The sequence below is a fragment of the Comamonas denitrificans genome (genome assembly GCF_042654745.1).
Lineage (GTDB): Bacteria > Pseudomonadota > Gammaproteobacteria > Burkholderiales > Burkholderiaceae_C > Comamonas > Comamonas denitrificans.
Genome location: NZ_JBHSEY010000057.1, coordinates 1 through 26,293, shown reverse-complemented (window position 1 = coordinate 26,293; position 26,293 = coordinate 1). Strand labels below are relative to the sequence as shown.

At 60.9% G+C, this 26,293-nt stretch carries 21 protein-coding genes and 1 other RNA gene; 12 read left to right on the top strand and 10 right to left on the bottom strand.

The annotated features are described in order from the left end of the window. Window positions 1-113: 113 nt before the first annotated feature. The 8 genes from pstS (at window position 114) to ppk1 (ending at window position 9,192) form a co-directional block, all read left to right on the top strand. Entirely contained in the window at window positions 114-1,181 is a 1,068-nt protein-coding gene (pstS, locus tag ACFO24_RS12065; RefSeq protein WP_377738574.1) for a phosphate ABC transporter substrate-binding protein PstS, read from the top strand. Between the two features lie 80 nt (window positions 1,182-1,261). Continuing rightward, complete coding sequence (pstC, locus tag ACFO24_RS12060) at window positions 1,262-2,272, top strand: phosphate ABC transporter permease subunit PstC (protein ID WP_377738573.1); 1,011 nt, start codon at window positions 1,262-1,264, stop codon at window positions 2,270-2,272. Next, on the top strand, window positions 2,269-3,156 hold the full coding sequence (gene pstA / locus ACFO24_RS12055) for a phosphate ABC transporter permease PstA (RefSeq protein WP_377738572.1): 888 nt from the start codon (window positions 2,269-2,271) through the stop codon (window positions 3,154-3,156). Before pstC ends, pstA begins: the two co-directional genes overlap by 4 nt. Window positions 3,157-3,177: 21 nt before the next feature. Then, window positions 3,178-3,969 (top strand): phosphate ABC transporter ATP-binding protein PstB, encoded by a 792-nt coding sequence (gene pstB, locus ACFO24_RS12050; RefSeq protein ID WP_377738571.1) that lies wholly within the window; start codon window positions 3,178-3,180, stop codon window positions 3,967-3,969. Between the two features lie 10 nt (window positions 3,970-3,979). Next, window positions 3,980-4,699: a phosphate signaling complex protein PhoU gene (phoU, locus tag ACFO24_RS12045; protein WP_377738569.1), complete on the top strand. Its 720-nt coding sequence runs from the start codon at window positions 3,980-3,982 to the stop codon at window positions 4,697-4,699. After that, window positions 4,696-5,406, top strand: a complete 711-nt coding sequence (gene phoB / locus ACFO24_RS12040; protein WP_377738568.1) for a phosphate regulon transcriptional regulator PhoB — start codon at window positions 4,696-4,698, stop codon at window positions 5,404-5,406. Before phoU ends, phoB begins: the two co-directional genes overlap by 4 nt. Continuing rightward, window positions 5,406-6,740, top strand: coding sequence for a phosphate regulon sensor histidine kinase PhoR (gene phoR, locus ACFO24_RS12035; RefSeq protein ID WP_377738566.1), 1,335 nt, complete (start codon window positions 5,406-5,408; stop codon window positions 6,738-6,740). The genes phoB and phoR overlap by 1 nt, the downstream gene beginning before the upstream one ends. Window positions 6,741-7,128: 388 nt before the next feature. Continuing rightward, complete coding sequence (gene ppk1 / locus ACFO24_RS12030) at window positions 7,129-9,192, top strand: polyphosphate kinase 1 (protein WP_377738731.1); 2,064 nt, start codon at window positions 7,129-7,131, stop codon at window positions 9,190-9,192. Window positions 9,193-9,289: 97 nt separating this feature from the next. On the opposite strand, the gene ACFO24_RS12025 is transcribed toward ppk1, so the two are convergent. The 8 genes from ACFO24_RS12025 to trxA all read right to left on the bottom strand — a co-directional run bounded on the left by ACFO24_RS12025 (window position 9,290) and on the right by trxA (window position 20,843). Further along, window positions 9,290-11,992, bottom strand: a complete 2,703-nt coding sequence (locus ACFO24_RS12025) for a molybdopterin-dependent oxidoreductase (protein ID WP_377738565.1) — start codon at window positions 11,990-11,992, stop codon at window positions 9,290-9,292. A 92-nt stretch (window positions 11,993-12,084) separates the two neighbouring features. Further along, window positions 12,085-13,575: a Ppx/GppA phosphatase family protein gene (locus ACFO24_RS12020; protein ID WP_377738564.1), complete on the bottom strand. Its 1,491-nt coding sequence runs from the start codon at window positions 13,573-13,575 to the stop codon at window positions 12,085-12,087. A gap of 163 nt (window positions 13,576-13,738) precedes the next feature. Continuing rightward, complete coding sequence (locus tag ACFO24_RS12015; protein WP_377738563.1) at window positions 13,739-15,118, bottom strand: MATE family efflux transporter; 1,380 nt, start codon at window positions 15,116-15,118, stop codon at window positions 13,739-13,741. A 13-nt stretch (window positions 15,119-15,131) separates the two neighbouring features. After that, the gene (locus ACFO24_RS12010; RefSeq protein ID WP_377738562.1) at window positions 15,132-16,817 is read right to left on the bottom strand and encodes a hypothetical protein; all 1,686 of its coding nucleotides are present in this window, start codon (window positions 16,815-16,817) and stop codon (window positions 15,132-15,134) included. Window positions 16,818-16,902: 85 nt separating this feature from the next. Further along, window positions 16,903-17,148 carry a type B 50S ribosomal protein L31 gene (locus ACFO24_RS12005; RefSeq protein WP_054257309.1) on the bottom strand — a complete coding sequence of 82 codons (246 nt, stop codon included), beginning with the start codon at window positions 17,146-17,148 and terminating at the stop codon, window positions 16,903-16,905. Window positions 17,149-17,471: 323 nt separating this feature from the next. Continuing rightward, window positions 17,472-18,710 carry an EAL and HDOD domain-containing protein gene (locus tag ACFO24_RS12000; protein WP_377738561.1) on the bottom strand — a complete coding sequence of 413 codons (1,239 nt, stop codon included), beginning with the start codon at window positions 18,708-18,710 and terminating at the stop codon, window positions 17,472-17,474. A 321-nt stretch (window positions 18,711-19,031) separates the two neighbouring features. Further along, a complete protein-coding gene (gene rho, locus ACFO24_RS11995; RefSeq protein ID WP_207574240.1) occupies window positions 19,032-20,294 on the bottom strand; it encodes a transcription termination factor Rho in 1,263 nt (420 codons plus the stop codon). 216 nt (window positions 20,295-20,510) lie between these two features. Next, complete coding sequence (gene trxA, locus ACFO24_RS11990) at window positions 20,511-20,843, bottom strand: thioredoxin TrxA (protein WP_377738560.1); 333 nt, start codon at window positions 20,841-20,843, stop codon at window positions 20,511-20,513. 220 nt (window positions 20,844-21,063) lie between these two features. Between trxA and ACFO24_RS11985 the strand changes: the two genes are divergently transcribed. After that, a complete protein-coding gene (locus ACFO24_RS11985; protein WP_377738559.1) occupies window positions 21,064-22,332 on the top strand; it encodes a TIGR03862 family flavoprotein in 1,269 nt (422 codons plus the stop codon). A 49-nt stretch (window positions 22,333-22,381) separates the two neighbouring features. Here the strand turns inward: ACFO24_RS11985 and ffs are convergent. Then, window positions 22,382-22,478, bottom strand: an RNA gene (gene ffs, locus ACFO24_RS11980) — signal recognition particle sRNA small type. 53 nt (window positions 22,479-22,531) lie between these two features. On the opposite strand from ffs, the gene dnaX reads away from it, so the two are divergent. From dnaX to recR, 3 genes are all read left to right on the top strand, one after another. Next, the gene (dnaX, locus tag ACFO24_RS11975) at window positions 22,532-24,484 is read left to right on the top strand and encodes a DNA polymerase III subunit gamma/tau (RefSeq protein ID WP_377738557.1); all 1,953 of its coding nucleotides are present in this window, start codon (window positions 22,532-22,534) and stop codon (window positions 24,482-24,484) included. Between the two features lie 95 nt (window positions 24,485-24,579). Then, on the top strand, window positions 24,580-24,912 hold the full coding sequence (locus ACFO24_RS11970; protein WP_207574244.1) for a YbaB/EbfC family nucleoid-associated protein: 333 nt from the start codon (window positions 24,580-24,582) through the stop codon (window positions 24,910-24,912). Window positions 24,913-25,056: 144 nt separating this feature from the next. Further along, a complete protein-coding gene (recR, locus tag ACFO24_RS11965) occupies window positions 25,057-25,656 on the top strand; it encodes a recombination mediator RecR (RefSeq protein ID WP_377738556.1) in 600 nt (199 codons plus the stop codon). Between the two features lie 21 nt (window positions 25,657-25,677). Here the strand turns inward: recR and ACFO24_RS11960 are convergent, their stop codons facing one another. Next, window positions 25,678-26,157, bottom strand: a complete 480-nt coding sequence (locus ACFO24_RS11960) for a hypothetical protein (protein ID WP_377738555.1) — start codon at window positions 26,155-26,157, stop codon at window positions 25,678-25,680. Between the last annotated feature and the right edge of the window lie 136 nt (window positions 26,158-26,293).

Sequence of the window (26,293 nt, the reverse complement as noted above, 5' to 3'; positions counted from 1 at the left end):
GACAGTGGTGTGCCAAGTTGGGGGCAGCTGTCACACAGCTGTCACATAGCTTGTTTAAATTTGCGTTCGTGGCGAAACGATCCACAAGCACTTTGAACCGAAGGAAAGAAGAGATGACAACCACAGCTACTACCAAAGCCTGCACGATCGCAGGGCGGATCTTGAGCATCCTGACCGTTACCGCTGCAGCTTGGGGTGCCCCAGCCTGGGCCCAGCAAGAAGCGACCGGTGCCGGTGCCAGCTTTCCTGCGCCGCTGTACTCAAAATGGGCGGCCGATTACCACAAGGCCACGGGCGTGAAAATCAACTACCAGTCGGTCGGCTCCAGTGCGGGTATCAAGCAGATTGAGGCCAAGACGGTGGATTTTGGTGCCTCGGACGAGCCCCTTAAAGATGCCGATTTGCAGGCCAAGGGGCTGGTGCAGTTTCCCACCGTGATCGGTGGCATCGTGCCGGTGGTGAATATCAAGGGTATTAAGCCCGGCGAGCTCAAGCTCACGGGCCAGGTGTTGGGCGATATCTATTTGGGCAAAATCACCCAATGGGACGATCCTGCCATCGTTGCGCTCAATCCTGGTGTGGCCCTGCCCAGTGCCAAGATCAGCCCGGTGCGCCGTGCCGATGGCTCGGGCACGACCTTTGGGTTTACCAACTACCTCTCGAAAGTGAACGCCGAGTGGAAAGAAAAAGTCGGTGAAGGCAAGGCCGTGAACTGGCCGACCGGTGCCGGGGGCAAGGGCAACGAGGGGGTGGCTGCCTTTGTGGGGCGCTTGGCCAACTCGATTGGCTATGTGGAGTACGCCTACGTCAAGCAAAACAAGCTGACGTATGCCCAGCTGCAAAACCAGGATGGGAAATATGTGTCGCCCAGCGAAGACTCATTCAAGGCCGCTGCGGCCGGTGCCAACTGGAGCCAGAGCTTCTACCAAATTCTGACCAATCAGCCCGGTCAGGCCGCGTGGCCCATTACCAGCGCCACCTTCATCCTGATGCACAAGGCCCAAGACAAGCCGGCCCAGGCCCAGGCTTCGCTCAAGTTCTTTGAGTGGGCGTATAAGTCGGGCGATCAGACCGCTTCGGGTTTGGATTACGTGCCCATGCCGGACAACGTCAAAGACGTGATTTTCAAATCCTGGGGCGGTATCCAGGACACTGCTGGCAAAAGCATTAACCTGCAGTAAGCCGTAAGTAGTTGGCAGCCGTGCCCGGTGTGCTGTGTGCATCGGGCCGCTGCTTTGTTTGACTGTGAGTAATCCTCTCCATGCCAACCTTATCCAGTTCATCACCTCCTGCCGCCGCCCACGCTGCGCCTCCTGTGCCGCCACGCACGCCCCTTCTGTCGGGCCGCATAGCGGATCGTTTGTTTGCAGGCATGGCCCATGCTGCAGCACTGCTTACGCTGGGCCTGTTGCTGGCCATCATGGTGACCTTGTTGGTCGGTGCCTGGCCGGCCATCAGCCACTACGGGCTGGGATTTTTCACCAGCAGTGTCTGGGATCCGGTGCAGGATGAGTACGGCGGTCTGGTCATGATTTACGGCACCTTGGCCACCTCGTTGATTGCCTTGGTGATTGCGGTGCCGGTCAGTTTTGGCATTGCCCTGTTTTTGACGGAGCTGTCGCCCGCCTGGCTCAAGCGCCCCTTGGGCACGGCGGTGGAGCTGCTGGCGGCCGTGCCCTCCATCGTCTATGGCATGTGGGGCTTGATGGTGTTTGGCCCGGTGCTGGCGCAATATGTGCAGCAACCCCTGCAATCGTGGTTTGAGGGCGTGCCTTATCTGGAGGCCTTTGTCTCGGGCCCCCCGGTGGGCATTGGTATTTTGGCGGCCGGAATTATTCTGGCCATCATGATCATCCCCTTCATCGCTTCGGTGATGCGCGATGTGTTTGAGGTGACCCCGGCGCTGCTCAAAGAGTCGGCCTACGGCCTGGGGGCCACCACCTGGGAGGTGGTCTGGAAGGTGGTGCTGCCGTACACCAAGACGGGGGTGCTGGGCGGCATCATGCTGGGCCTGGGCCGCGCCCTGGGCGAGACCATGGCGGTGACCTTTGTGATTGGCAACATGAACCAGTTGAATTCGCTGTCGGTGTTTGAGGCGGCCAACAGCATCACCTCGGCCCTGGCCAACGAGTTTGCAGAGGCGGGCGAGGGCTTGCACCAGGCCTCTTTGATCTATCTGGGGCTGGCGCTGTTTTTCATCACCTTTGTGGTGCTGGCACTGTCCAAGCTGCTGCTAAGCCGCTTGCAAAAATCGGAAGGGGCAAAAACATGAGCACGACGACTTCCAGCAACCTGCTGCAGACGGCTGCGCAGGCCCAGGCACGCCAGGCCAAGTACCAGCAGCGCAAGCGCCTCAACCAGCTGGCCCTGACCTTGTCGATGGCCGCCATGCTGTTTGGTGTGTTCTGGCTGATCTGGATTTTGTGGGAAACCATTCGCCTGGGCGTGGGCGGTTTGAGCCTGGCCTTGTTTACCGAAATGACCCCACCGCCCAACGATGCCGGGGGGCTGGCCAACGCCATTTTTGGCTCGTTGGTGCTGGTGGCCATGGCCACGTTGGTGGGCACGCCGATTGGTGTGCTGGCCGGGGTGTACCTGGCCGAATATGGCCGCCAGGGGGTGCTGGCCAGTACCACGCGGTTTGTGAATGACATTTTGCTGTCGGCCCCGTCGATCGTGATTGGCCTGTTTGTGTACACCATGGTGGTGGCGCAATTTCGCAGCTTTTCGGCCTGGGCGGGCATTGTGGCGCTGGCGCTCATCGTGATTCCGGTGGTCATTCGCACCACCGAGAACATGCTGATTTTGGTGCCTGCCAGCCTGCGCGAGGCGGCCTATGCCCTGGGCACGCCCAAGTGGAAAGTCATCATCATGGTGACCTTGCGGGCGGCCCGCGCCGGTGTGATCACCGGCGTGCTGCTGGCCGTGGCGCGGATTGCTGGCGAGACGGCGCCGCTGCTGTTTACGGCGCTGAACAACCAGTTCTGGAATTCTGACCTGAGCAAGCCCATGGCCAGCCTGCCGGTGACCATCTTCAAATTTGCCATGAGCCCCTATGAAAACTGGCAACAACTGGCCTGGGCCGGGGTGTTTTTGATCACGGTGGCGGTGTTGGCCCTGAATATCTTGGCGCGTTTCATTACCCGCCAAAAATAACGTGCGTTTTTTGAGAGAACTATGACTGCAAGCACTCCTTCTGTTTCTCCCGTCTGCGGCAACGTCAAGATGGCGGTGCGTGACTTGAACTTTTACTACGGCAAGTTTCACGCGCTGAAAAACATCAATCTGGACATTCCAGAAAAAAAAGTCACCGCCTTTATCGGCCCCTCGGGCTGTGGCAAATCGACCTTGCTGCGCACCTTCAACCGCATGTTTGAGCTCTACCCCGAGCAGCGGGCCGAAGGGCAAATCCTGCTCGATGGCGATAACTTGCTCACCAGCAAACAAGATGTGGCGTTGATCCGTGCCAAGGTGGGCATGGTGTTCCAAAAGCCCACGCCGTTCCCCATGTCCATCTACGACAACATCGCTTTTGGCGTGAAGCTGTTTGAGAATTTGAGCGCTTCCGAAATGGACGACCGCGTGGAATGGGCGCTGAAAAAAGCAGCCCTGTGGAAAGAGGTCAAAGACAAGCTGCAGCAAAGCGGCTCGGGCCTGTCCGGTGGTCAGCAGCAGCGCCTGTGCATTGCGCGGGGCATTGCCATCAAGCCCGAAGTGCTGCTGCTCGATGAGCCGTGCTCGGCGCTGGATCCGATCTCGACGGCCAAGATTGAAGAGCTGATTGCCGAGCTCAAAAACGACTACACCGTCGTCATCGTGACCCACAACATGCAGCAAGCCGCACGCTGCAGCGACTACACCGCCTACATGTACCTGGGCGACCTGATGGAGTTTGGCGAGACAGAGCAGATGTTCTTCAAACCCCAGCGCAAAGAGACCGAAGACTACATCACGGGCCGTTTCGGCTGAGGAGCACGCTATGACAGAAAAACACCTTTCCAGCCAATTTGATGCCGAACTCAACCGCGTCTCGGCCCGCGTCATGGAACTGGGCGGGCTGGTCGAAGCGCAGCTGCGCACCGCCGTGCAGGCTTTGACCAGCTTCAGCACCGAGGCCGTCAATCAAGTGGTGGCCACCGAAAAGCGCGTGAATGCGCTGGAAGTGGAGATTGACTATGACCTGTCCACCATCATCGCGCGGCGCCAGCCCACGGCGCGGGACTTGCGCCTGCTGATTGCCTTCTCCAAGGCCACGGCCAACCTGGAGCGCATGGGCGACGAGGCCCACAAAATGGCCCGCATGGTGCAATCGATCATTGACAGCGGTACGGCGCTGCGGGCCTTGCCCTCTGGTGATTTGCGCGTGGCGGCAGAAATGGCCTCGGAGCTGCTGCGCAAAACGCTGGATGCATTTGCCCGACTGGACACCGGCGCGGCGCTGAGCATTTTGAAAGAGGACGATCGGATTGATACCGAGTTCGACAGCTTTGTGCGCACGCTCATCACGTACATGATGGAAGACCCGCGCAAAATCTCTGCCAGCTTGGATTTGCTGTTTCTGGCCAAGGCCATCGAGCGCATTGGCGACCACAGCAAAAATATCGCCGAGCAGGTGATTTACCTGGTCGAGGGCAAAGACGTGCGCCACCAAAGCGTGGAGCAGATTGTGTCCATGCTGCAAACACCCCCCCGCCCATGAAGAAGTTGCCCCAGGTGTTGATCGTGGAGGATGAGCCTGCGATCGCTGAACTGATTGCCATCAACCTGCGCCACCATGGTTTTACCCCCGTGTGCGCCGAGGACGGCCCTAAGGCCCAAACAGCGCTGGACGCGTGCGTGCCCGACCTGATCGTGCTGGACTGGATGCTGCCTGGCGGCAAAAGTGGCCTGGAGCTGGCCCGGCATTGGCGCAGCCAGCCGCGCACCAAGCAAGTGCCCATCCTGATGCTCACGGCCCGCAGCGATGAGCCGGACAAAATCGCCGGTCTGGATGCCGGGGCCGATGACTACATTACCAAGCCCTTTTCGGTGCAAGAGCTGCTGGCGCGCATCCGCGCCGTGCTGCGCCGGCGCGACCCGCTCAGCCTGGGGCAAGTGCTGCAGGTGGGGCAGCTGCGGATGGATGGTGCCACGCACCAGGTCAGCTACCAGGGCGAGGTGCTCAAGCTGGGGCCCATGGAGTTCAAATTGCTCAGCTACTTCATGCGCCACCCCGAGCGCGTACACAGCCGCAGCCAGTTGCTGGACCAGGTCTGGGGCGATGATGTGTATGTGGAAGAGCGCACGGTGGACGTTCACATCAAACGCCTGCGCCAAGCCTTGGGCAGTGGTGGCGGCGGTGGTGGCGGCGGTGCCATGTTGCAAACGGTGCGCGGGGCGGGCTACCGCCTGAGCGCCGATCTGTGATGGGCGTGCTGTGGCAGCGCTGGCTGCTGTTGCTGCTGGCGCAGGCAGCTGCTGGCAGCTTGGGCGGCTGGCTGGCCGGGTGGCCCGGTGCCCTGGTGGCCGTGCTGGTGGGCAGTTGGCTGTGGCTGTGGGCCGATTGCTGGCAGGCCCATAAACTGCGGCGCTGGCTGCAATCGGGCAGCGTGGCCAATCTGCCGCCGCTGCGGGGGCTGTGGGCGGTGCTGGGGGCCTCGGCCCGGCGCTGGCTGCAGGCCAAAGAAAAATCTGTGCAGGCCGCCGAGGTGCGTGTGCAAGGCGTGCTGCATGCCTTTCATGCCAGCCCCAATGGGGTGATTTTGCTGGACGAGCAGGGCCAGATCGAGTGGTGCAACCGCATGGCGCAAACCCACTTTGGCCTGCAAGACCCGCGCGACCTGGGCCAAAAACTGGGGTACTTGGTGCGCGATCCGGCCCTGCTGGCGTATTGGCAAGCGCATGATTTCTCTGAGTCGCTGAGCATGGACGGCAGCCAGGGCGCACGCCTATCGGTGCGTGTTTTTCCTTACGGCAAAGGCAAGCATTTGCTGCTGGCCCAGGATGTCACCGCACTGGAACAGGCCGAGGCCATGCGCCGCGAATTTGTCGCCAACGTCTCGCACGAAATTCGCACCCCGCTGACGGTGCTGATCGGTTTTGTCGAAACCCTGCAAACCCTGGAGCTGCCAGCCGAGCAGCGCCAGCGCTACCTGCACCTCATGGGCCAGCAAGCACAGCGCATGCACCATCTGGTGCAGGATTTGCTCACCCTCTCGCGCCTGGAAGGCAGCCCTTTGCCGGGGTACGACCAAGGGATGGCGGTGGCAGACATTCTGGAGCAATGCGAGGTCGAGGCCCGCGCCCTGTCGGCGCTACTGGGCCAGGGCGGTCAAAGCGCACACCAGTTGGAATTTCCGCCCGCCCATGCCCCCGGCATGGACAAGCAACTGCTGGGCGCACCGGTCGAGCTGGTCAGCGCCTTCTCCAACCTCATCACCAACGCCCTGCGCTACACCCCCGCAGGCGGGCGGGTGCAAGTGCTGTGGCAGCCCCAGCCCGATGGCAGCGCCTGCCTGCAAGTGCGCGACAGTGGCCCCGGCATTGCCCCAGACCACTTGGCGCGGCTGACCGAGCGCTTCTACCGCATCGACCGCAGCCGCTCGCGCGAAACCGGCGGCACCGGCCTGGGCCTGGCCATCGTCAAACACGCCCTGCAACGCCACGGGGCGCAGCTGCACATTGACAGCCAGCTGGGCCAAGGCAGCACCTTTACCGTGCATTTCCCGGCGCGGCGGGTTCAGGGAAAGCTTCAGGAGTGATATCAATAGTATTGCTGCATCCGCTTTTAAATAAATGGTTTCAAGAGTTTTTGTTCTAAAAATCATTTATTTAAAAGCGGATACAGCTATCTTTTTTATAAAGATTTGTTTTTCAACGTCACGCATTTGTCACACAGCGTCGGCAGACTGGCAGGCTTGTAACCACTGCTGCTGACCTTGTATGACGCAAATGCTTTCTCTGGACGCTCACCCTGAGGTTGTCACCCCCGCTGCTGCCAGCGCCAATGGCGCACCCCCTGCGCCGGTGTTGCTGGCCGTGGATGCCAATGCCATTGTGCTGGCGGGGCCTGATCCGCACGCCCAGGCGCAAGAAGCCATCGCCCTGGCCGCTGAATTGGCGCACGCGGTGCCTGCGCCGCAAGTGGGCATGGGGCCAGCATTGCCGCTGCTGGACCGCGATTTGAGCATTCTGGCCTTTAACGAACGGGTGCTGAGCTGGGCTGAGCGCAAGGATGTGCCCCTGCTGGAACGTCTGCGCTACCTGTGCATCGTCTCGTCCAACCTGGATGAGTGGTTTGAGGTGCGCAGCGCCCCGCATGTTGCGGTGGCCCAGACTGGCGAAGAGCGCGATAGCTACACCCGCACCCACTTTGCGGCGCTGATGGACAAGGCGCAGGCGCTGGTGGCGCAGCAATACCAGATTTATAACCAGGCGCTGATTCCGGCCTTTCACACCCACGGCATCCGTTTGATTTCGCATGGTGAGCGCAATGCCGCCCAGCGCCGCTGGGTGCATGAATACTTTCTGCGCGAGGTGCAACCCCTGCTGGTGCCCGTGGGGCTGGATCCGTCCCACCCTTTCCCCCAGGTGGCGAACAAGGCGCTGAATTTCATCGTGCGCCTCGATGGTGTGGATGCCTTTGGCCGGGCCAATGAAGTGGCCATTGTGAAGGTGCCGCGTGCCTTGCCGCGCCTGATTCCCATGCCGCAGAAAATTGCGGGCAAACAGCGGCTGTTCGTCAGCATCTCCAGCATCGTGCGGGCGCATTTGGCCGAATTGTTTCCGGGCCGGGAGGTGACGGAGTTTTCCCAGTTTCGCGTGACGCGCAACTCGGATTTGGCGGTCGATGAGGAGGATGTGATCAACCTGCGCATGGCCTTGCGCCAGGGCTTGCACCACCGCCATTACGGGCAGGCTGTGCGCCTGGAGGTATCGGCCTCGTGCTCGGCGGTCTTGGCCAATGTGCTGCTGCAGCAGCATGGACTGCCGCAGCAGGCGCTGTTTCGCGTCAAAGGCCCGGTGAACCTGGTGCGCCAGATGCAGTTGATTGATTTGGTGGACGATCCGGCCCTGCTGTTCTCCCCTTGGAAGCCGGCCTGGCCGCGCCAGCTGGTGGCGGGGCGCTCGGTGATGGAGCAGATGCGCAAGGGCGATGTGCTGATTCACCAGCCGTTCGAGGATTTTGATGCTGTGCTGGAGCTGCTGCGCGAGGCGGTGAACGACCCGCAGGTGCTGGCCATCAAGCAGACCATTTACCGCACCGGTTCCGACTCTGAAATCATGCGCCTGCTGGCCGAGGCCGTGGGCCGGGGCAAGGAGGTGCTGGCCGTGCTGGAGCTTAAGGCCCGCTTTGACGAAGAGGCCAACATCAATTGGGCCGAAAAGCTCGAGTCGCTGGGCGTGCAGGTGGTGTACGGCGTGGTGGGCTTGAAGACGCACGCCAAAATGCTGCTTATCACCCGCCGCGACAAGCGCACCGGCCAGCTGCAGCGCTATGGCCACCTGTCCACCGGCAACTACAACGCCCGCAGCGCCCGGCTTTATACCGACCTGAGCCATTTGACCTGCGATGCCGCCATCACCGAAGACATGGATGCGGTGTTCCGCCACCTTTCCAGCCACAACCGCTTGCCTACCTTGCAACAGTTGGTGATGGCCCCTTTTCACCTGCACAGCCACATGCTGGAGCGGATTGGCCAGGCCGCCAGCGCAGCCGCCAAGGGCAAGGATGCCCGGATTGTGCTGAAGATGAATGCGCTGACCGATGAGGTGTTGATTGCCGCCCTGATTGATGCGGGTGCCCTGGGTGTGCAGATTGACCTGATCGTGCGCGGCGCTTGCATGTTGCCTGCGCAGGTGCCGGGCCGCACAGAGAATATCCGCGTGCGCTCGGTGATTGGTCGCTTTTTGGAGCACACCCGGGTTTTTTACTTTGCCTGGGGCACGCACGAGGAGGTGTACCTGTCCAGCGCCGACTGGATGCACCGCAACATGCTGCGCCGTGTCGAGTTGGCTTGGCCGGTGCACCAGCGCAAACTGCGCCAGCGCATCATCGACGAATGCCTGGCCGACTACCTGCACGATGACCGCAATGCCTGGCAGCTGCAAAGCGATGGCCGTTACCAGCCCCCGATGCGCCCCAGCGCAGGCTTTGGCGCACAGAATATGCTGATGAAAAACTACGGTGGCGCGGCCTCAGCCCGTCAATGAAGCCACGCCTTTGCAAGGCGACCCACACATAAAAAAGCCCGGGGTGGGAGCCCCGGGCTTTGTGCCATGGTCAATTTTTAGCACTTACCCATGCGGATCAGTGCTTGGCATTTTTGAGCAGGAAATCGAGCACTATCTTCTGCTCGTCGTCATTCAGGCCCGCCCGCTGGAACATGCTGGGGGTGATGCCCAGCCATTGCTTTTCGGTGAACTGGCCTGGGTCGCGTGGGCCGTGGCACACCGAGCAGCGTTGGTAGTAGATTTTTTCCGCTGGCGACAAGGATGCGGTGGCTTTTTCCCGCAGCACAGAGGCGCGATCGAGCTGGAAAAACGCATCGTCAAACTTGATGTCGCTCTTGGTGATCTTGGGCGGGTCAAAGGCTTTGGTGCCGCCCGGATCGGCATCGGTGCATTTGCGGATGGAGGCGATGCAGGTGTTGGCGGTGGTGGCCTGCGTCAGACCGCTGGAGCCACGGCTGGAGGTCAGAAAATTGACCAGGCCATTGTTGCAGCGTCCCTTGCTGTCCAGCTGCGGCCAGGCCCCTTCGTACAGGCTGACCACGCCGGGCATGATCTTGTCGGACACCCGTGCCCCGACCACCAACGCGCCCCGTGCGTTGTGCAGCTCGACCAGATCGCCATCGCGAATGCCGTTGGCCTTGGCATCCTGCACGCTGATGGTCAGCGGCTCGCGCGTTTGCACGGTGTAGCGCTTGCGCAGTTTTTCAGAGTTGTTCAGCTGCGAGTGCAGCCGCCAGTAGGGGTGGGGGCTGACCACATGCACCTGGCCCTTTTTGGCGTTGCCCAGGTACTCGCCTGGCTCTTGCCAGGTAGGCATGGGGGGCATATCGGGGATGTCCATCTTGGCGATGGTGGTGGAATACATCTCGACCTTGCCGCTGTGGGTGTGCAGTGGGTTCTTTTCGGGGTCGGCGCGAAAGTCGCCATGGCGCACCCACTTGTGTGCCTCGGGCGGCACAGGAATGCGTGCCATGCCATCGGCCCAGAACTTCTCGAACGGGGTGTGTTTGGAGGCAGTGCTGGCCGCGTAGGCATCCTTGACGTAGTCCATGGGGGTCTTGCCCTCGGTGAAGGCATATTCCACCCCAAACAGCTCAGCCAGGCGGCGGAAGATTTCAAAATCATCCAGCGCATCGTGCTGCGGCGCGACGACTTGCTTCATTGCATACACCTTGTCGATGCTGTAGGTGCCTGCTGAGCTGATGTCGTTGCGCTCTAACGTGGTGGTGGCACCCAGCACGATGTCGGCCCAGCGCGCCGAGCCGTTCCACCAGGGTTCGTGGCAGATGACGGTGTCCACGTTGTGCATGGCACGTGCCAGCTCGTTGAGGTCTTGCTGGTGCGAGAACACGTTGTTGCCCGCGTTGTAGATCAGCTTGACCAGCGGGAAGGTGTAGGTGCTGCCGTTGTAGGTGAACTCTTTGCCGGGGTTGAGCAACATCTCGCTGATGCGTGAGGCCGGGCAGATCTTCTTGACCGGGTTGCGCCCTTGCGACATACCCGTGGGCGCGGTGCCCCCCGATTGCGCGGTGCCACCGCCGCCGTAGTGCCAGCTAAAGCCCACGCCCTGGCCGGGCAGGCCGATGTTGCCCAGGATGCAGGCGAAATTGACGATGGCCCAGTACGGCATCTCGCCATGGTGGGCCCGCTGAATGGCCCAGGAGGCGCACAGCTGGGTGCGCTTGGAGGCCATCAACTCAGCCAGCGCGCGGATCTTGGCGGCGGGAATGCCAGTGATTTTTTCGGCCCACTCGGGGGTTTTGGGGGCGCTGCCGTCCTTGCCTTCCAAGTGGGCGCGGTACTTGTCAAAGCCCACGGTGTACTTGTCGATGAAGGCCTGGTTGTGTTTGTTTTGGCTGAGCAGGTGGTAGCCCATGGCCATGAACAGGGCAGTGTCGGTGTTGGGGACGATGCGCACCCACTCCGAGCCCATTTTTTCGTCGGTAGTGGTCACCTGCGGGTTGATCGAGATGAACTGGCAGCCGGCCTGTTTGATGGCATCCCAGCCCGAGTACATCTCGTGGTCGCACACCGTGTACTCAATGCGGTTGTTCTTGTCGGGGTCGCAGCCGATGAACACCACCAGCTCGGTGTTGTCGCGCAGCTGCTCCCAGGCGGTTTGGGGCGAGTACACCTCCATGTCGCCAATCACCATGGGCAAAAGAATCTGCCCCGCGCCCGCAGAGTAGTCGCCCGTGGTGACGGAGGAGCCGCCCAGCAGGTTGAAAAAGCGCCCCTGCAGCACGTTGGGGCGGAAGATGCCCGCGTGCGACCAGCCGCCATAGGAGCTGGAGAAGCAGCCTTCGTTGCCGTATTTTTCAATGGTGTCCAAGATGGCCTTGGCCGTCAGACCCAGGGCCGTCTCCCAGCTCACTTGTACCCACTCATCCTTGCCGCGCAGCTCGGGCTTGTTGCTGCCTTTGCGCCCGTTTTGTTCCCACTCTAGGTAAGACTTGCGCACCATGGCGCCAACAACGCGGGTTTTGTCGTAGGTGCGGTCCAGCACACCTTCGGTCAGCATGGCCGTGGGCATTTTGTCGCTGGCCTGGGCCTCGATCTTGACGATACGGCCTTTTTCGACGGTGGCCAGCAAGGGGCCGTAGTGGGTGGCGTGGGGCACCACACCGCTGAAGGACTTTAAGGCCGCCAACTGTGCGTTGGCATCCAATTCGGTGGCGGCCAGCGCCTGTGCGATTGGGGAGAGTTTGAGGCCATACGCCATGGCACCGAACATGCCAGCTGCGCCCGCTCCCATCCATTGCCGTCGTGTGAAATGCATAGTTCACTCCTAGTTAAATTGCCTGTCCATTAAGCAGTAAATCCATGCGGTCAGCAAGGGTGAAAGCAGAATTTTTTGGCTACTGCAGCTTTTCATGGCAGGCGTTTTAATTCCAGGCTCCAGGGGGTCTTGCTCCAGGCCAAAACTTCTTGCTCCAGCAGGCGGGCCGACTGGGGGTAGGCGCTGGCCCAGGCGTGGGTGATTTGCAATTGGCAGGCGGTGTTTTTGCTGTCGTAACTGAGCGTCAGGCCGGTCAGCTCGGGGGTACGCCGGGCATGGCACAGCTGGGTGGCCAGGCGCAGCGCCATCAGGGGCAGGGCCAGTTCGGGGACGGCAATGGCCGCATCCAGCTTGCGCAGCTTGCCCTGGTGGCCCAGCACCAGTTGGCTGATGCGTTGGCGCAGGGCATCGCTCCAGGTGGCGTGGGCGCAGTGCCGCAGGATGTAGGCCCCGTGGTGGTGGTAGTCGTTCAAGGCCACGCACATGCCCACCTCGTGCAGCAAGGCGGCGATGCGCAGGGCATCGTGGGCGGTATCGCCCGCCTCGGCAGGGCACAGGCTGGCCCACAGGGTGGTGGCAACGTGGTGAACGCGCTCGGCCTGGGCGGTGTCGATGCCAAAGTCTTGTTGCAGGGCGAGGATTTCGGCAGCCTCTTTGTCCGCGGGCGGCTCATGCTCCAGCAGATCGTGCAGCAGGCCTTGGCGCAGGGCACCGTGGGTGACTTCCAGCTCGGTAATGTTCAGCTGCTCCACCACGGCCAGCATGACGCTGATGCCGCCGGCCAGCACCGGGCGGCGCTCTTCCTTGAGGGCCGGCAGGCGCAGCTGGTCAATGTGGCCCGCTTGCAGCAGCAGCGTTTTCAGGTGGTACAGCTTGTGTGGGGTGATAACGTGGCCGTCCATCCCCAGGGCGGTGAGGATATCCCCCAGCGCATGGGCCGTGCCCGATGAGGCGTAGGCGCAATCCCAGGCGGTGCTGGGATAGTCTGTGCTGGCCGCGGCCAGTGTGCTTTGCGCCGCCGAGATGGCTGCCGCAAAGCGGGCTTTGTCCAGCACCCCATCGGCAAAGAACAGGCCGCTCCACGACACGCTGCCCAGCGGGAACGATGCGCATTGCAGCGCCTGGCTGTGCTGGCCAAGGGTGATTTCGGTGGAACGCCCGCCAATGTCGATCACCAACCGGCGCTGCTGGCTGGGCGCAAGGACGCTGGCCACGCCCCGGTAGATCAGCCGGGCTTCTTCCTCGCCTGGGATGATGGTGATGGGAAAGCCCAGCAGCTCGCTGCCGCGCTCGATGAATTCGGCCCGGTTGCGTGCTTCGCGCAGGGTTTGCGTGGCCACGGCGCAGACCTGGGCCGGGGCAAAGCCGGTCAGCCGCTCGCCAAACCGTGCCAGGCAGGCCCAGCCGCGCTCCATGGCCTCGCGCGTCAGTGCGTTTTGGGCGTTCAGGCCGCCGCCCAGGCGCACCATTTCCTTGAGGTATTCCACGCGCTCGATGCGCTGGTGCGAGCCGATGCGGCCAATTTCCAGCCGAAAGCTGTTTGAGCCCAGGTCTACGGCGGCCAGCAGGGATTCAGGGGCCATGGGGGTATCGATCCTATTATCAGAGTCCAAAGGGGGGTGTGCGAATCAACCGCCCAGTGTGGAAAGGCTATGTGACAACGGTGTGACAGCGCGGTGCTGCAAGCACTGTGTTGGCGTTTAGAACGTGTTCACGATCTCCTCATTCGAGATCATGAACACGTTCTTATGCGGCAGTCGGTGTGCCTTGGGTCGTGCAGAAGTCCTGGCGCTGGGCGGTAAACACCCGCCGAACAATAAATACAAAAATAATAGCTACTACCGCAAGTGATAATGAGGTTGCAACCCAAAAAGGCGTTGGTATCTTTTGCCAATCAGCGGAAGTAGCTCTGTTTATGTAGGCAAGCCAATACCCACCCCCGAGGCCACCGCCCCACAGCAAGGTGCAGTAAACGAGCAGCGGTGCCAGCGTCACGCGCCAGCTGCGCAGCACAAAAATGCACACGCATTGCACGTTGTCCGCCACCTGGTACAGCGCCACCCACAGCAATAGCGAGGCCGTGAGGGCCATCACAGCAGCATCGCCCGTATACACCTGGGGCAGCCAGTGGCGCGTGAGCAGCATGGCAGCGCACAGCACGATGCCGCAGGCCAGGGCCAGGCGCACGCCCAGCCAGGCGACCTGCTGGGCGCGCAGCTCCTGCCCCTGGCCGCGCCACCAGCTGGCGCGGGCGCTGACGGCAATGCCCAGCGACAGCGGCAGCATGTAGCACAGCGCGCCCAGGTTGGCGGCAATCTGGTGGCTGGCGGCGGCCAGTGTGCCCTGGCGTGCCACAAACAGCGCCACCAGGGTGAACGAGGTCACCTCCACCCCAATCGCCAGCCCGGCCGGGATGCCCAGGCGCAAAAACTCGCGCAGGCGCGGCCAGTCGGGCGCTTCCAGGCGTTGCCACAGGCGCAGCGGGCGGTAAAACCCCTGGGTGCGCATTAGCACCACCGCGGCGATGGCGATGGCGTAATCGACCAGCAGCGTGGCCCAGGCGCAGCCGGCGGCCCCTTGCGGCGCGATGCCCCAGCCGCCAAAGGTAAACCAGATGGACAGCGGCACCTTCAGCACCAGGGCCCCCACCTGAATCCAGGTGACCAGCTGCGGGCGGCCCAGCGCTTGGTTGAGCGTGGTGTACAGGCGAAAGAACAGCGCCGAGGGCAGCGCCCAGCCGACGATGATGAGGTAATCGCGCACGCTTTCGCGCATTGCATCGGGCACCTCGGTCAGGCGCAGCAGTGGCTCGGGGAACAGCAGCACGCCCATGCCCAGCACACTGGCGGCTGCGGCCAGGTACAGCGACTGGCGAAACGATTGCCCGATGGCCGCCGTCTCGCCGCGCCCGTGCTGCTCGGCCCAGACCGGCAGCAGCGCCTGCAGCACGCCCATGAGCGAGACATAGACGCTGACGAACACGGCCGAGGCCACGGACAGGGCGGCCAGCGCATCGGCAGAAAAGCGCCCGGCCACGATGGTGTCGGTCACGCCAAAGGCCATCACGGCCAGTTGGCCCGCCAGCACGGTCACGGCATGGCGGGCGATGACAGAAATATCAGACATAGAAAAAGGCCGATCAGGGATTGCGCCGTTGCAGCACCAGCCACTGGTCGTCCCGGTTGGTGGGGCGCAGCACATTGCGCACCGGCAGCCATTGCGCTGCGTAGGCGTTGCTGCTGGCCTGCCATTCATCAGGGTTGGCGGTAATGAGCCAATCGCATTGCGCCGCAGCGCTGGCAGTGGGCACGATGCTCCAGTCGGTGTGCCAGCGCAAAGCACCCACTTGGGCAATGCTCAAACCCCAGGTCTGCACACAACCGGGTTGGGCAGGCAGGGTGTTTTGCAAGCGGGCAATGTGCGGGGCGTAGCTGCGGCCATAGTCCAGCATGGGCAGCCACAGCGTCATCAGCAGCACCCAGCCCAGCACCGTTCCCCCGGCGGGCAGGGCCAGGCTTTTCCAAATGGCCGCGCGGTGGCGGCGGGTGCGCCAGGCCACCAGCAGCAACCAGGCGGCGCTAGCCATCAAGGCCATGGCCAAGGCGAACGGCTCAAAAGGCGGCTGGTAGCCATCGGACAAGCGGGCTACGTTGGCGGCGGGCTTGGCGGGCCAGCCCGTTTGCACCGATAGCCATACCACCCAGATGGTCAGGGCGCTGACCGTAAAGAAAATCAGTGTCAGCCAGTCAATGAGCGCTCCCAGGCTGCGGCGCAGCGTGGGCAGAGCAAAAGCGGCCACAGCGGCAATGGCCGGTAGCGTCAGCAGCAGCGCACCATCGCGATCCTCATTGAGCAGCATGGCCGCCAAGGTAGCAATCCACAAACCCAGCGGAATCGTTAGATGCGGTTGCTGCAAAGGTTGGGCCAATTGCCGCCGCCAGCGCCACAACGTCCACAGTGCCAAGGGCCAAGCGGGCCAGCTGAACCAGGTCAGCAAACGCGCCAAACTGGCCCAATCGCGCTGGAGGGGGGCGCTCCAATGCCACAGGTTGAGCTGCTTGCTCAAGGTAAACGTACATACCAGCGCCAAGGCCCACCAGGCCATCCAGGTAAAGCGCTGGGGCAGCTTGGGTGTTTGGATGCCTGCTAGGCCGGCAATGACCAAACTGACCAGTGCCATCGCCAATTCTGGGGCACCGGCCAGGGCCAAAGCCTGGGGGGCCAGAAAAGCAGCGAACCCCGCGCGCAAGGGCTGCCAGCGCAGATTGCTGGCGGCGTAAAACAAGGCTGCCAAGGCGGCCAGCTGCACCAGGCGGTGGCTGGTTTCATGCCCCATTTGGGCCAAGCCCAGGCAGGCCAGCAGGGCCAGCAGGGCACCATCGGCCAGGGCGCAGGCGTAGTCTTTGGGGTGGGCTTCACCGCCAAAAGCAAAGCTGACGGGCTGGGCGCTGGGCATGCGGGCCAAGCCGTACACCGCTCTCCAGGTGCAGGCCAAGGCCAGTGCCAGCAGCCCCATAAAAGGCAGGCGTGCGACCCAATCGCTGCTCCAGCTTGCGGGCAGCCACTGGATGGCCCATGCGCCCAGCCAGTATTGGAGCAGGCCCGGATCGCTGGGCAGCAAGGGGCCCAATTGGGGTTGCAGCCAGTGGGTCTGCCCCTGGGCCAAGGCCCGCATCAGGGCAAAGGCCTGCATGTCCACCTCGCGCCAAGGCGCGCGCCCGACAAACCCTGCCAGGATGTAAACACCGCACAGCACCAACAGAATGCTGCGTGGAATGCGCCGCACAGCGCTTTGTGCAACGATGGCAGGGGTGGGCAGGGACATGGTCAGCAAGATGAGGGGAAGAATGGGCCAAAGAAAAAGGCAGCCAGGATGCCCGGCTGCCTTAGCGCATCACGCTTGGAAAAAATTATTTTTTGCCAAAGCGGTTGCGGAAGCGTTCCACACGGCCACCCATGTTGTCCACGGATTTTTGTGTGCCAGTGTAGAAGGGGTGCGATTCAGACGAAGTATCCAGCTTGAACAGGGGGTACTCTTTGCCTTCAAAGGTTTCTGTTTCTTTGGTGTTTACGCACGAGCGGGTCACAAATTTGAAACCGTTGGACAGGTCCACGAACAGCACTTCGCGGTAATTGGGGTGAATGCCTTCTTTCATGATCTTCCTTTAGCCAAGTGCGGTAGCCGCTCTGGGCGCTTGGCAACCCTTGCCAAACTCGATAACCCAAAATACTTGCCGCATAGAAAAGCCCGCGATTATATGAATAAAAATCAAAATTCTGCATGGGCCATGCAACACGTTCTGCGAACAGGCGCTTAGAACGTGTTCACGATCTCCTCGCGGGTGTGCAGTCGCGGCCTCGGGCGGTCTGCGGCGTTGCAAATCCTCGCCATAGCTAGCGCTATGTCTGTGGTTTGCGCCTTGCAGCCCATCCCGATCCGCATCCCGCACACCTTCGCGCAGAAATCGTGAACACGTTCTTAGCCGTCGTGCAAAGACATGGTGGTGTGGGCTTTGCTCAGGGCTTCGATGGTGCGCTCCAGAATTTGCAGGGCATTGACACCACAGGCGGCGGCCAATTGCGTGATTTTTTCGGCGTGCTGCTTGTCCTCGGCTTTGGCCAGTTCCAGCGGCGCTAAAAATTCGCTGGGCTGCCCCAGCAGGGCGTGGTGCAAAGCTTCGGGCAGCTGGGTTTGCTCCAGCAACTCGGCCATGGGCATGCCCATGAGCAAATCGAGCATGGAAAACAAGCCCAGAATGAACAGCGCATCTTTGTCTTTAGGGACTTTGCCCAGCCCCGCCAGGCTTTCCAGAAAGAAGGCGCGGGTGAGGGCTTGCTCGGTGAGCAAACGCTCTCGGAAGTTGGACTGCTTGATGTCAAACAGCAGCAGCGATAACCAGCGGAAGCAGCGCTCTCGGCCCAAAATCAGCAGCGCTTTATCAATCGTCAAAATCGGGTTTTGCAGGCCAATGGCGGGCGAGTTCAAGTAGCGCAGCAGCTTGAACGTCATGATCGGGTCGGCGGTAATTTGGTCGGCAATGACCTTGAGCTCTTCGTCGGTGCGCAGCAGGTTGAGCAGTTTGATGGCCAACATGCGGTTGATATCGCTCTTGGGTGGATGCCAGTTTTCCCGGCTGGTGACAAAGTTGCCAGTAAAAAAATCAAAGCCGCGCTCGAAGCACAAATTAAATTCGTCAAAGCTGTCCAGGTCATTGGCCAGCAAATGCAGTTTGCCTTGCTGCACCGTGCGGCGGCTGGTCAGCGCTTTGTGCAGGCCTTGAATTTCGCGACCATCAAAGCTGGCCGTTTCCAGTTGGATGTAGTTGGATCGCAGTGCCAGCGGGGCCAAGGTTTTTTGGTGGGTGACCAAGTCTTTTTTGCTGATTACCCAACCGTAGGCAAAACCATTTTTATCCAGCACCTTGAGCTGGGTGAGAATTTTTTCTGGCTCTAAGGGGTTGCTGCCTGGGCGCAGCATGAGCACCGTATTTTGGGGAGGCAGTTGCAAAATCAGTGGGTTGTCCAGCGATGCCGGGGTCAGATTGACAAAAGCCAACCGGTGCTCGAGCAAGCTGGCAATTCCTAAAGACGACAGGCTGCGCAAAAGCGCATCGTCATACGCGCGGTGCAACATGCCTTCGCGCCCTTGCAGGCGCGAGCGCAGTGCCTCTTGCAAATCAAAGATATAGCCGGCAATACGCTCTTTGCGATCCAGCACGGGCTCGCGGCAGACAAAAGAAGCGCTGGGAGAGTCGGTGTCTTTTACTATTGAGTTTGTAGCTTGTTGCGCTTTTCTATTCTTATTTTTATCGTTTTTTTCACCATTTTTTAATGGTGCTATTTCGTTGAGTGCTGCGAATTTTTTTTGGGTGTTGGCCGTAGCGGGTGCTGATTTTTTTTTGATGCCCAATAAACGACGGAAGAAATCAAGCATAAGAGATGCTCCTTGGTGAATAACCGTGTCTTTAACATCACGTTACGCTTGATTCTATGAAGTGTTGCTAGCGTTTAGTCAAACTAAATGAGGCTTGACGTTTTTTTAACCTCCACGGCGCATGGCTTCGAAGAATTCGGAGTTATTTTTTGTCTCTTTCATCTTCTTAATCATCAGCTCCATGGATTCGATTTCGTCCATGTTGTACATGAATTGGCGCAAGATGCGCGTTTTTTGCAGCACTTCGGGGGCCAGCAGCAACTCCTCGCGGCGGGTGCCGCTCTTGGACAGTTCGATGGCCGGAAAGACGCGCTTTTCGTACAGGCGGCGGCTCAGGTGCAGCTCGCTGTTGCCGGTGCCTTTGAATTCTTCAAAAATCACCTCGTCCATGCGGCTGCCCGTGTCGATCAGTGCGGTGGCGATGATGGTCAGGCTGCCACCTTCTTCCACATTGCGCGCCGCGCCAAAAAAGCGCTTGGGGCGGTGCAAAGCATTGGCATCGACACCGCCGGAGAGCACCTTGCCCGAGCTGGGAACGACGTTGTTATAAGCACGCGCCAGGCGGGTGATGGAGTCGAGCAAAACCACCACGTCTTTTTTCAGTTCGACCAGGCGCTTGGCGCGCTCAATCACCATTTCAGCGACGTGCACGTGGCGCGTGGCTGGCTCGTCAAAAGTCGAGGCAATGATTTCGCCGCGCACGGTGCGCTGCATTTCGGTCACTTCTTCGGGGCGCTCATCCACCAGCAGCACCATCAAGTGCACATCGGGATTGTTGGCGGTGATGGCATGGGCCATGTGCTGCATCATCACCGTCTTGCCGCTTTTGGGCGGGGCGACGATCAGCGCCCGCTGGCCGCGGCCAATGGGGGCAATGATGTCGATGATGCGGCCAGTGATGTTCTCCTCAGACTTAATGTCGCGTTCCAGGCGCATTTGCTCTTTGGGGAACAGCGGCGTGAGGTTTTCAAACAGCACCTTGTGCTTGTTGTGCTCGGGAGCGTTGCCATTGATTTTGTCCAGTTTGGTCAGGGCAAAGTAACGCTCACCGTCTTTGGGGATGCGTACTTCGCCTTCAACCATGTCCCCAGTGTGCAGGCTAAAGCGGCGCACTTGGCTGGGGCTGATGTAGATGTCGTCTGTGCTGGCGGTGTAGTTGGTATCGGGGCTGCGCAAAAAGCCAAAGCCATCGGGCAGGATTTCGAGTACCCCGTCGGCAAACACTTGTTCACCGGCTTTGGCGCGTTTTTTGATGATGGCGAACATCAGCTCTTGCTTGCGCATGCGGCCAATGTTTTCAATACCCAGTTCTTCGGCCTGTTTGGCCACTTCAGACACATGCAGTGCCTTGAGTTCATTCAAGTGCATGAAACATACTCCTTGGGCGGAGTGCAAAAAGGTGAGAGGGGGGAGGCGTAGCGCCGGTGAATATCCGCTTGGGATGCCAGCGATCGCATGTGGGTGTGGATGCTGGTGCTGCAGCGGTGGATCAGGCTGCAACAGCGCTCAATTATGACAGGAAATAAACAGGCCCACCTGTTTTTTAGCAGATGGGCCAAAAAGAAGAAACGGCTTTGCTGGGTTTTATGCCAGTTGCTGATCGATAAAGGCGGTCAGCTGCGCTTTGGATAAAGCCCCCACCTTGGTGGCAGCCAATTCACCGTTTTTAAACAGCATCAGTGTCGGAATGCCGCGAATGCCAAACTTGGCCGGCATCGCACGGTTTTCATCGACGTTCATCTTGGCGATCGACAGTTTGCCTTGGTAGGCCGTGGCCACTTCGTCCAAGATTGGGGCGATCATTTTGCAGGGGCCGCACCATTCGGCCCAAAAATCCACCAAAACCGTGCTGCCGGGTTGGAGCACATCGGCTTCAAAGCTGGCATCGGTAATGTGTTTGATGAGGTCGCTTGCCATGAATGTCATCCTTTGCTGAACTGGCCAAACCCGAACCACGTCGGGCAAGAAAATATTGGGCTTATTGTGACAGAAATCAATCCGCAGGCTGGCGTTGGGCGTGACCTCTTATGTAAGTGGCCGTGCTATCGCAAAAGCAAGGCCTGCGCTGGGGCTTGCCGCTGGCGCTATGCTGCGCCCCTTTTTTGGATTTGCTGCTTCTTTGAAATGGGTTTGGGGAATGACCACTGTTTTGCCAACGTTATCGTGTGAGGTGGCCATTGTGGGCGCCGGGCCTGCGGGTCTGATGGCGGCGCAGCGATTGGCCGAACAGGGGCGGCAAGTGCTCGTCCTGGATGGCAAAGCGACCGCCGGGCGCAAGTTTTTGCTCGCCGGTAAAGGCGGAATGAACCTGACGCATTCAGAGGACTTGGCCCATTTTGTCGCCCGGTATGGCTGCGCCAGTGCCTGGCTTGCGCCGTTGCTGCAAGACTTTGGGCCGAGCGCTTTGCGGGCTTGGGCACAGGATTTGGGCATTGCCACTTTTGTTGGCAGCTCTGGCCGGGTGTTTCCTAGCGATATGAAGGCGGCACCATTGTTGCGCACTTGGTTGGTGCGCCTGCGCAGTTTGGGCGTGCGCTTTGCCATGCGCCACCAGTGGCAGGGCTGGAACCACGCAGGGCAACCCTGCTTTGCCACTGCGCAAGGGACGCAGCCCGTGCAGGCCAATGCCTTGGTGCTGGCTTTGGGCGGCGGCAGTTGGCCGCAACTGGGCTCGGATGGCACCTGGCAAGCCTTGCTGGCGGGTCAAGGTGTTGCGGTGCAGCCACTGCAGCCGGCCAATTGTGGTTTTGATGTGCAAGGGCGCGATGGCCGTGGGTGGACGGATTTATTTGCCCAGCGCTTTGCCGGAGCGCCGCTCAAAAATGTGGCGATCTCTGTTGTCGCAGCCGATGGAGTCGTTTTGCAGCGACAAGGCGAGTTCGTCATTACCGCCACTGGCGTGGAGGGCAGCCTGATTTACGCGCTGGGTGCCAGCTTGCGGGATGCTTTGCAGCAGCAGGGGCAAGCCCAGTTTGCGCTGAATTTACTGCCCGGCTGGAGCACGGAAAAAATCCAGGCGGCCATTGCCCACCCCCGTGGCTCACGCAGTTTGAGCAGTCACCTGAAAAGCCGCTTGGGGCTGGATGGTGTGAAGCTGGCCCTGCTCTACGAACTGCTCAGTAAAGAACAAATGCACGACCCGATCGCCCTGGCCCAGGCCGTGCAAGCCCTGCCGATTGCCTTGCAAGCCCCACGTCCTTTGGCTGAGGCGATCAGCAGCGCTGGGGGTGTACAGTGCGATGCCGTCGATGCCGGCCTGATGCTCAAAGCCCTGCCCGGCGTGTTTTGCGCTGGTGAAATGCTCGATTGGGAAGCGCCCACCGGCGGTTACTTGCTCACCGCCTGCTTTGCCACTGGTGTGCGGGCGGCCCAAGGGGTGCAGGCGTATTTGCAAGGGCAGGGATAAAAAAACGCTGCGCAACCGAATGGTTCGCAGCGTTGATTGCAAGAATAAGGGTGACGAGCCTTGCTCCCGGCACTGGTTTCACGGTTAGGGCTGCTTGGTTCCCCACCTGACCCGGTTGGCCGCTTCCCCATGCGGGAAGGCCCGTCAGGGCGCGATTATAGACTGGTCGCTGTCCATGCAGACCGTAGAATCGGCGGCTATGTCTTATTTAGTGCTCGCTCGTAAATACCGTCCCCGCAACTTTTCCGAAATGGTGGGGCAGGAGCACGTCGTGCAGGCCCTGACCAATGCGCTGACGCAGCAGCGCCTGCACCATGCCTATATGTTCACTGGCACGCGTGGCGTGGGCAAGACCACGGTGTCGCGCATCCTGGCCAAGTCGCTCAACTGCACAGGTGCGGATGGGCAAGGCACGATCACCGCTACGCCTTGCGGTGTTTGCCCTGCGTGCACAGAAATTGATAGCGGACGCTTTCCCGACTATATCGAGCTGGACGCTGCCTCCAACCGCGGGGTGGACGAGGTGCAAAGCCTGCTGGAGCAAGCGGTGTACAAGCCGGTGCAGGGGCGCTTCAAGGTCTTCATGATCGACGAGGTGCATATGCTCACCAACACCGCGTTCAATGCCATGTTGAAAACGCTGGAAGAGCCGCCCGAGTACCTGAAATTTGTCCTAGCCACCACCGATCCGCAAAAAGTGCCCGTCACCGTGCTCTCGCGCTGCCTGCAGTTCAATTTGCGCCCTATGGCCGCGCAAACCGTGCTGGAGCATTTGCAGACCGTGCTGGCCCAAGAGGGCGTGGCCTTTGAGCAGCAAGCGCTGCGCCTGCTGGCCCAAGGGGCCCGAGGCTCGATGCGCGATGCGCTCAGCTTGACCGATCAGGCCATCGCCTTTGGCAGCGGGCAGCTGCAAGAGGCCACCGTGCGCCAGATGCTGGGCGCGGTCGATCGCAGCCATGTGTTTGCGCTGCTTCATGCCTTGGCCGCCGGCAATGGTCGCCAGCTGGTGGAGACGGTGGATGTTTTGCGCATCCACGGCATTTCTGCTGCCGGTACGCTGCAAGAGCTGGCCGCTTTGCTGCAGCGCATGGCCGTGCTGCAAGCCGTACCAGGGATGGAGCTGGACCCTTCCGACCCCGATGCCCCCGCGCTGCAAGCCTTGGCCACGGCCATGCCCGCCGATGAAATTCAGCTGTGCTACAGCATTGCGCTGCATGGCCAGCAAGAACTGGGGCTGGCCCCGGACGAATACGCCGGTTTGACCATGGTGCTGCTGCGCCCACTGGCCTTTAAAGCCCCGCAGACCGACACCGCGACCGCCGCGTTATCTGCTGCTGCGACGGCCTTGGCTGAAAAAAAAACAGCGGTTAAGCCCGTAGCGGTGCAGTCTGCTCCGGCTGCCCTGACAGCTGTCGCGCCATCGGCAGTGCCGCCCACGGTGCTGCCTGCGCCGCCAGTGCCAGAGGCCAAACCTGCCCCGGCATGGGAGCCGCCGCACAGTGCAGCCAATCAGCCCCCTGAGGCCGCCGCGCCAACGCAAGCACCGCCCCCGCAAGCCAGCAGCGTGCCGCCGTGGGACGACATTCCGCCCGATGCGCACTACGGTAGCCCTGGGCCAGAGCCAGAATGTGCGCCACCGCCCAGCGTGGCCCCGGCCCCGGCCCTGGCTGCTGTGCCCCCGGTCGAGCCAGCCCCCCCGGTCAGCGCACCAGCCGCAGATGCGGCCCCTTTGCCGCAGGCCACGGTGGCGGCTACTGCGGCCATGGACAGCACCCTGGGCGATTTTTGGGCCGACTGTGTGCAGCAGCTCATCCAGGCCGAGGCCATCTCCGCCCTGGTGCGCGAGCTGGCCTTGCAAGCCCAGTTGCTTGCCCAGGATGCCCAAGGCTGGCACTTGCAAGTGCCGCGCAGCTCGCTCACCCAAGAGCAAACCGTGCAGCGCTTGGCCGCCGCCTTGGCCCAGGCGTTTGCCTGCCCGGGGGTGCAAGTGCAAGTAGGGCCGGTGCAAGACAGCCCCGCCTTGCGCCACCAGGCCCAGGCCCAAGCCCGCCAGCGCGGTGCCGAGGCCATCGTCGCCAACGATGCCCAGGTGCAGGCGCTGATAGCGCAGTACGGTGCCACCATCGTCCCCGGGAGCATTCGCCCGCTTTGATTTTTCTTGGCAAGACTGCACTGCGGCCCAAGCCGTGGCACTATTGCCGGTTTTCATTTTTGCCCTGACACCCTGATAGAAAAGGAAAAACTACCATGTTCAACAAAGGACAAATCGCTGGCCTGATGAAGCAGGCCCAAGCCATGCAGGACAACCTGAAAAAGGCCCAGGAAGACTTGGCCAATATTGAGGTGGAGGGCGAGTCGGGCGCTGGCTTGGTCAAAGTCGTCATGACCTGCAAGCACGATGTCAAGCGCATCACCATCGACCCCAGCCTGCTGGCCGAAGACAAGGACATGCTCGAAGACCTGGTGGCCGCCGCCTTCAATGCCGCCGTGCGCAAGGCCGAGGAAACCAGCTCCGAGAAGATGGGGAAAATCACCGCCGGTATGCCTGGCCTGCCAGGCGGGATGAAGTTTCCTTTCTAAAAAGAGAGCTGTTTGCGCTGAATAAATAAGGATTTCAGATTGTTTATTACCTGAAACCGTTGCTATATCAGCGCAAAAAGCTATGTGTATTGAAGGGAAGGCCCAGGCTTTCCCTTTTTTCTTGCTGCTTTGCCATCGCTTGCCATGTCTGAAACCTCTGATATCCAGCCCCTGCAACCCTTGATAGTGGCCCTGCGCCGCCTGCCGGGCGTGGGCGTAAAAACCGCACAGCGCATGGCTTTTCACCTGATGCAACGCGACCAAGACGGGGCGCGGGCGCTGGCCCAGGCGCTGGTGCAAACGCTGGACTCGGTGGTGCACTGCCAGCGCTGCCACACCTTCTCGCACCAAACCATGTGCCCCATTTGCAGCGATGCCGGGCGCGATGCAGCCCGGCTGTGCGTGGTCGAAACGCCGGCCGATTTGGCCGCCATGGAACGCACGGGCGCATACCGGGGCTATTACTTCGTGCTCATGGGCCGCATCTCGCCCATGGATGGGGTGGGGGCCGCAGATTTGGGCTTAAGCCAACTGCTTGAACGCGCCCAAGATGGGCAGGTGCAGGAGGTGATTTTGGCCACCAGCTTCACCACCGAGGGCGAAGCCACCGCCCACATGGCCACCGAACTGCTCAAGGCCCGTGGCCTGCAAGTGACCCGCCTGGCCCGTGGCGTGCCGGTGGGCAGTGAGTTGGAATATGTGGATTTGGGCACCATCGCGCACGCGCTGGTGGAGCGGCGCTAAGACGCGGCGCGGCCAGCGCAGCTAGAGCGGCACGATGGGCAGTTCTTCGGCCAAGATGGGACGGCAAAGAATTTTGTAGCCATCGGCATCAAACCCTGCCGCTGCTTTGCCAAGTTTGCGCGCTTGGGCAAGCGTGGTGCTGCTGCCCAAATAGCACCAGTTGTGCACGACGTGGATTTGCTGCAAATCTTCAAATTTTTCTTGCAGTCCGATGGCACCAGGGTAGGGCCAAGTGGCAATGCGCAGACCTTGCAGTGCTGTGTGCAAGCGCTGTGCATGGTCGGCGGCACTTTCTTTACCGCAGCACACGCCATTGCAGCGCTTGAGCATGCTTCTAAAACATGCTTTGCCTGCGACCAGCTTCTCCAGCCCCAACGCCCCATGGCACAGCCGGTGCGCATCGGCCAACGCCTGCAGTGCTGCGACGGCACTGGTGCGGCTGCTGTACAGGCCATACAGGTTGGGGGCTTGGGCAAAGTCAATATCCCGCGAATACACCACGGCAGGTATTCCATCGACCAACTGCCAGGCGCACAGCTGGCGGTTGCGCCGCAGCTTTTGATTGAACTGAATCGCCCAGGGTTTTGTAGACAGTCAAGAGCCTCCTATTTCCTGTCCAATAGGAGCCAGTATGAGC

Bases quoted from the DNA above. Each gene is read 5' to 3' on its own strand.
- ACFO24_RS12020 (WP_377738564.1), bottom strand. From the start codon at position 13,575: ATGGCCCCTGAATCCCTGCTGGCCGCCGTAGACCTGGGCTCAAACAGC.
- ACFO24_RS12010 (WP_377738562.1), bottom strand. From the start codon at position 16,817: ATGTCCCTGCCCACCCCTGCCATCGTTGCACAAAGCGCTGTGCGGCGC.
- pstB (WP_377738571.1), top strand. From the start codon at position 3,178: ATGACTGCAAGCACTCCTTCTGTTTCTCCCGTCTGCGGCAACGTCAAG.
- phoR (WP_377738566.1), top strand. From the start codon at position 5,406: ATGGGCGTGCTGTGGCAGCGCTGGCTGCTGTTGCTGCTGGCGCAGGCA.
- phoU (WP_377738569.1), top strand. From the start codon at position 3,980: ATGACAGAAAAACACCTTTCCAGCCAATTTGATGCCGAACTCAACCGC.
- phoB (WP_377738568.1), top strand. From the start codon at position 4,696: ATGAAGAAGTTGCCCCAGGTGTTGATCGTGGAGGATGAGCCTGCGATC.
- ACFO24_RS11985 (WP_377738559.1), top strand. From the start codon at position 21,064: ATGACCACTGTTTTGCCAACGTTATCGTGTGAGGTGGCCATTGTGGGC.
- ACFO24_RS12005 (WP_054257309.1), bottom strand. From the start codon at position 17,148: ATGAAAGAAGGCATTCACCCCAATTACCGCGAAGTGCTGTTCGTGGAC.
- ACFO24_RS12015 (WP_377738563.1), bottom strand. From the start codon at position 15,118: ATGTCTGATATTTCTGTCATCGCCCGCCATGCCGTGACCGTGCTGGCG.
- rho (WP_207574240.1), bottom strand. From the start codon at position 20,294: ATGCACTTGAATGAACTCAAGGCACTGCATGTGTCTGAAGTGGCCAAA.
- pstA (WP_377738572.1), top strand. From the start codon at position 2,269: ATGAGCACGACGACTTCCAGCAACCTGCTGCAGACGGCTGCGCAGGCC.
- ACFO24_RS11970 (WP_207574244.1), top strand. From the start codon at position 24,580: ATGTTCAACAAAGGACAAATCGCTGGCCTGATGAAGCAGGCCCAAGCC.
- pstS (WP_377738574.1), top strand. From the start codon at position 114: ATGACAACCACAGCTACTACCAAAGCCTGCACGATCGCAGGGCGGATC.
- dnaX (WP_377738557.1), top strand. From the start codon at position 22,532: ATGTCTTATTTAGTGCTCGCTCGTAAATACCGTCCCCGCAACTTTTCC.
- pstC (WP_377738573.1), top strand. From the start codon at position 1,262: ATGCCAACCTTATCCAGTTCATCACCTCCTGCCGCCGCCCACGCTGCG.
- trxA (WP_377738560.1), bottom strand. From the start codon at position 20,843: ATGGCAAGCGACCTCATCAAACACATTACCGATGCCAGCTTTGAAGCC.
- recR (WP_377738556.1), top strand. From the start codon at position 25,057: ATGTCTGAAACCTCTGATATCCAGCCCCTGCAACCCTTGATAGTGGCC.
- ACFO24_RS12025 (WP_377738565.1), bottom strand. From the start codon at position 11,992: ATGCATTTCACACGACGGCAATGGATGGGAGCGGGCGCAGCTGGCATG.
- ppk1 (WP_377738731.1), top strand. From the start codon at position 7,129: ATGGGGCCAGCATTGCCGCTGCTGGACCGCGATTTGAGCATTCTGGCC.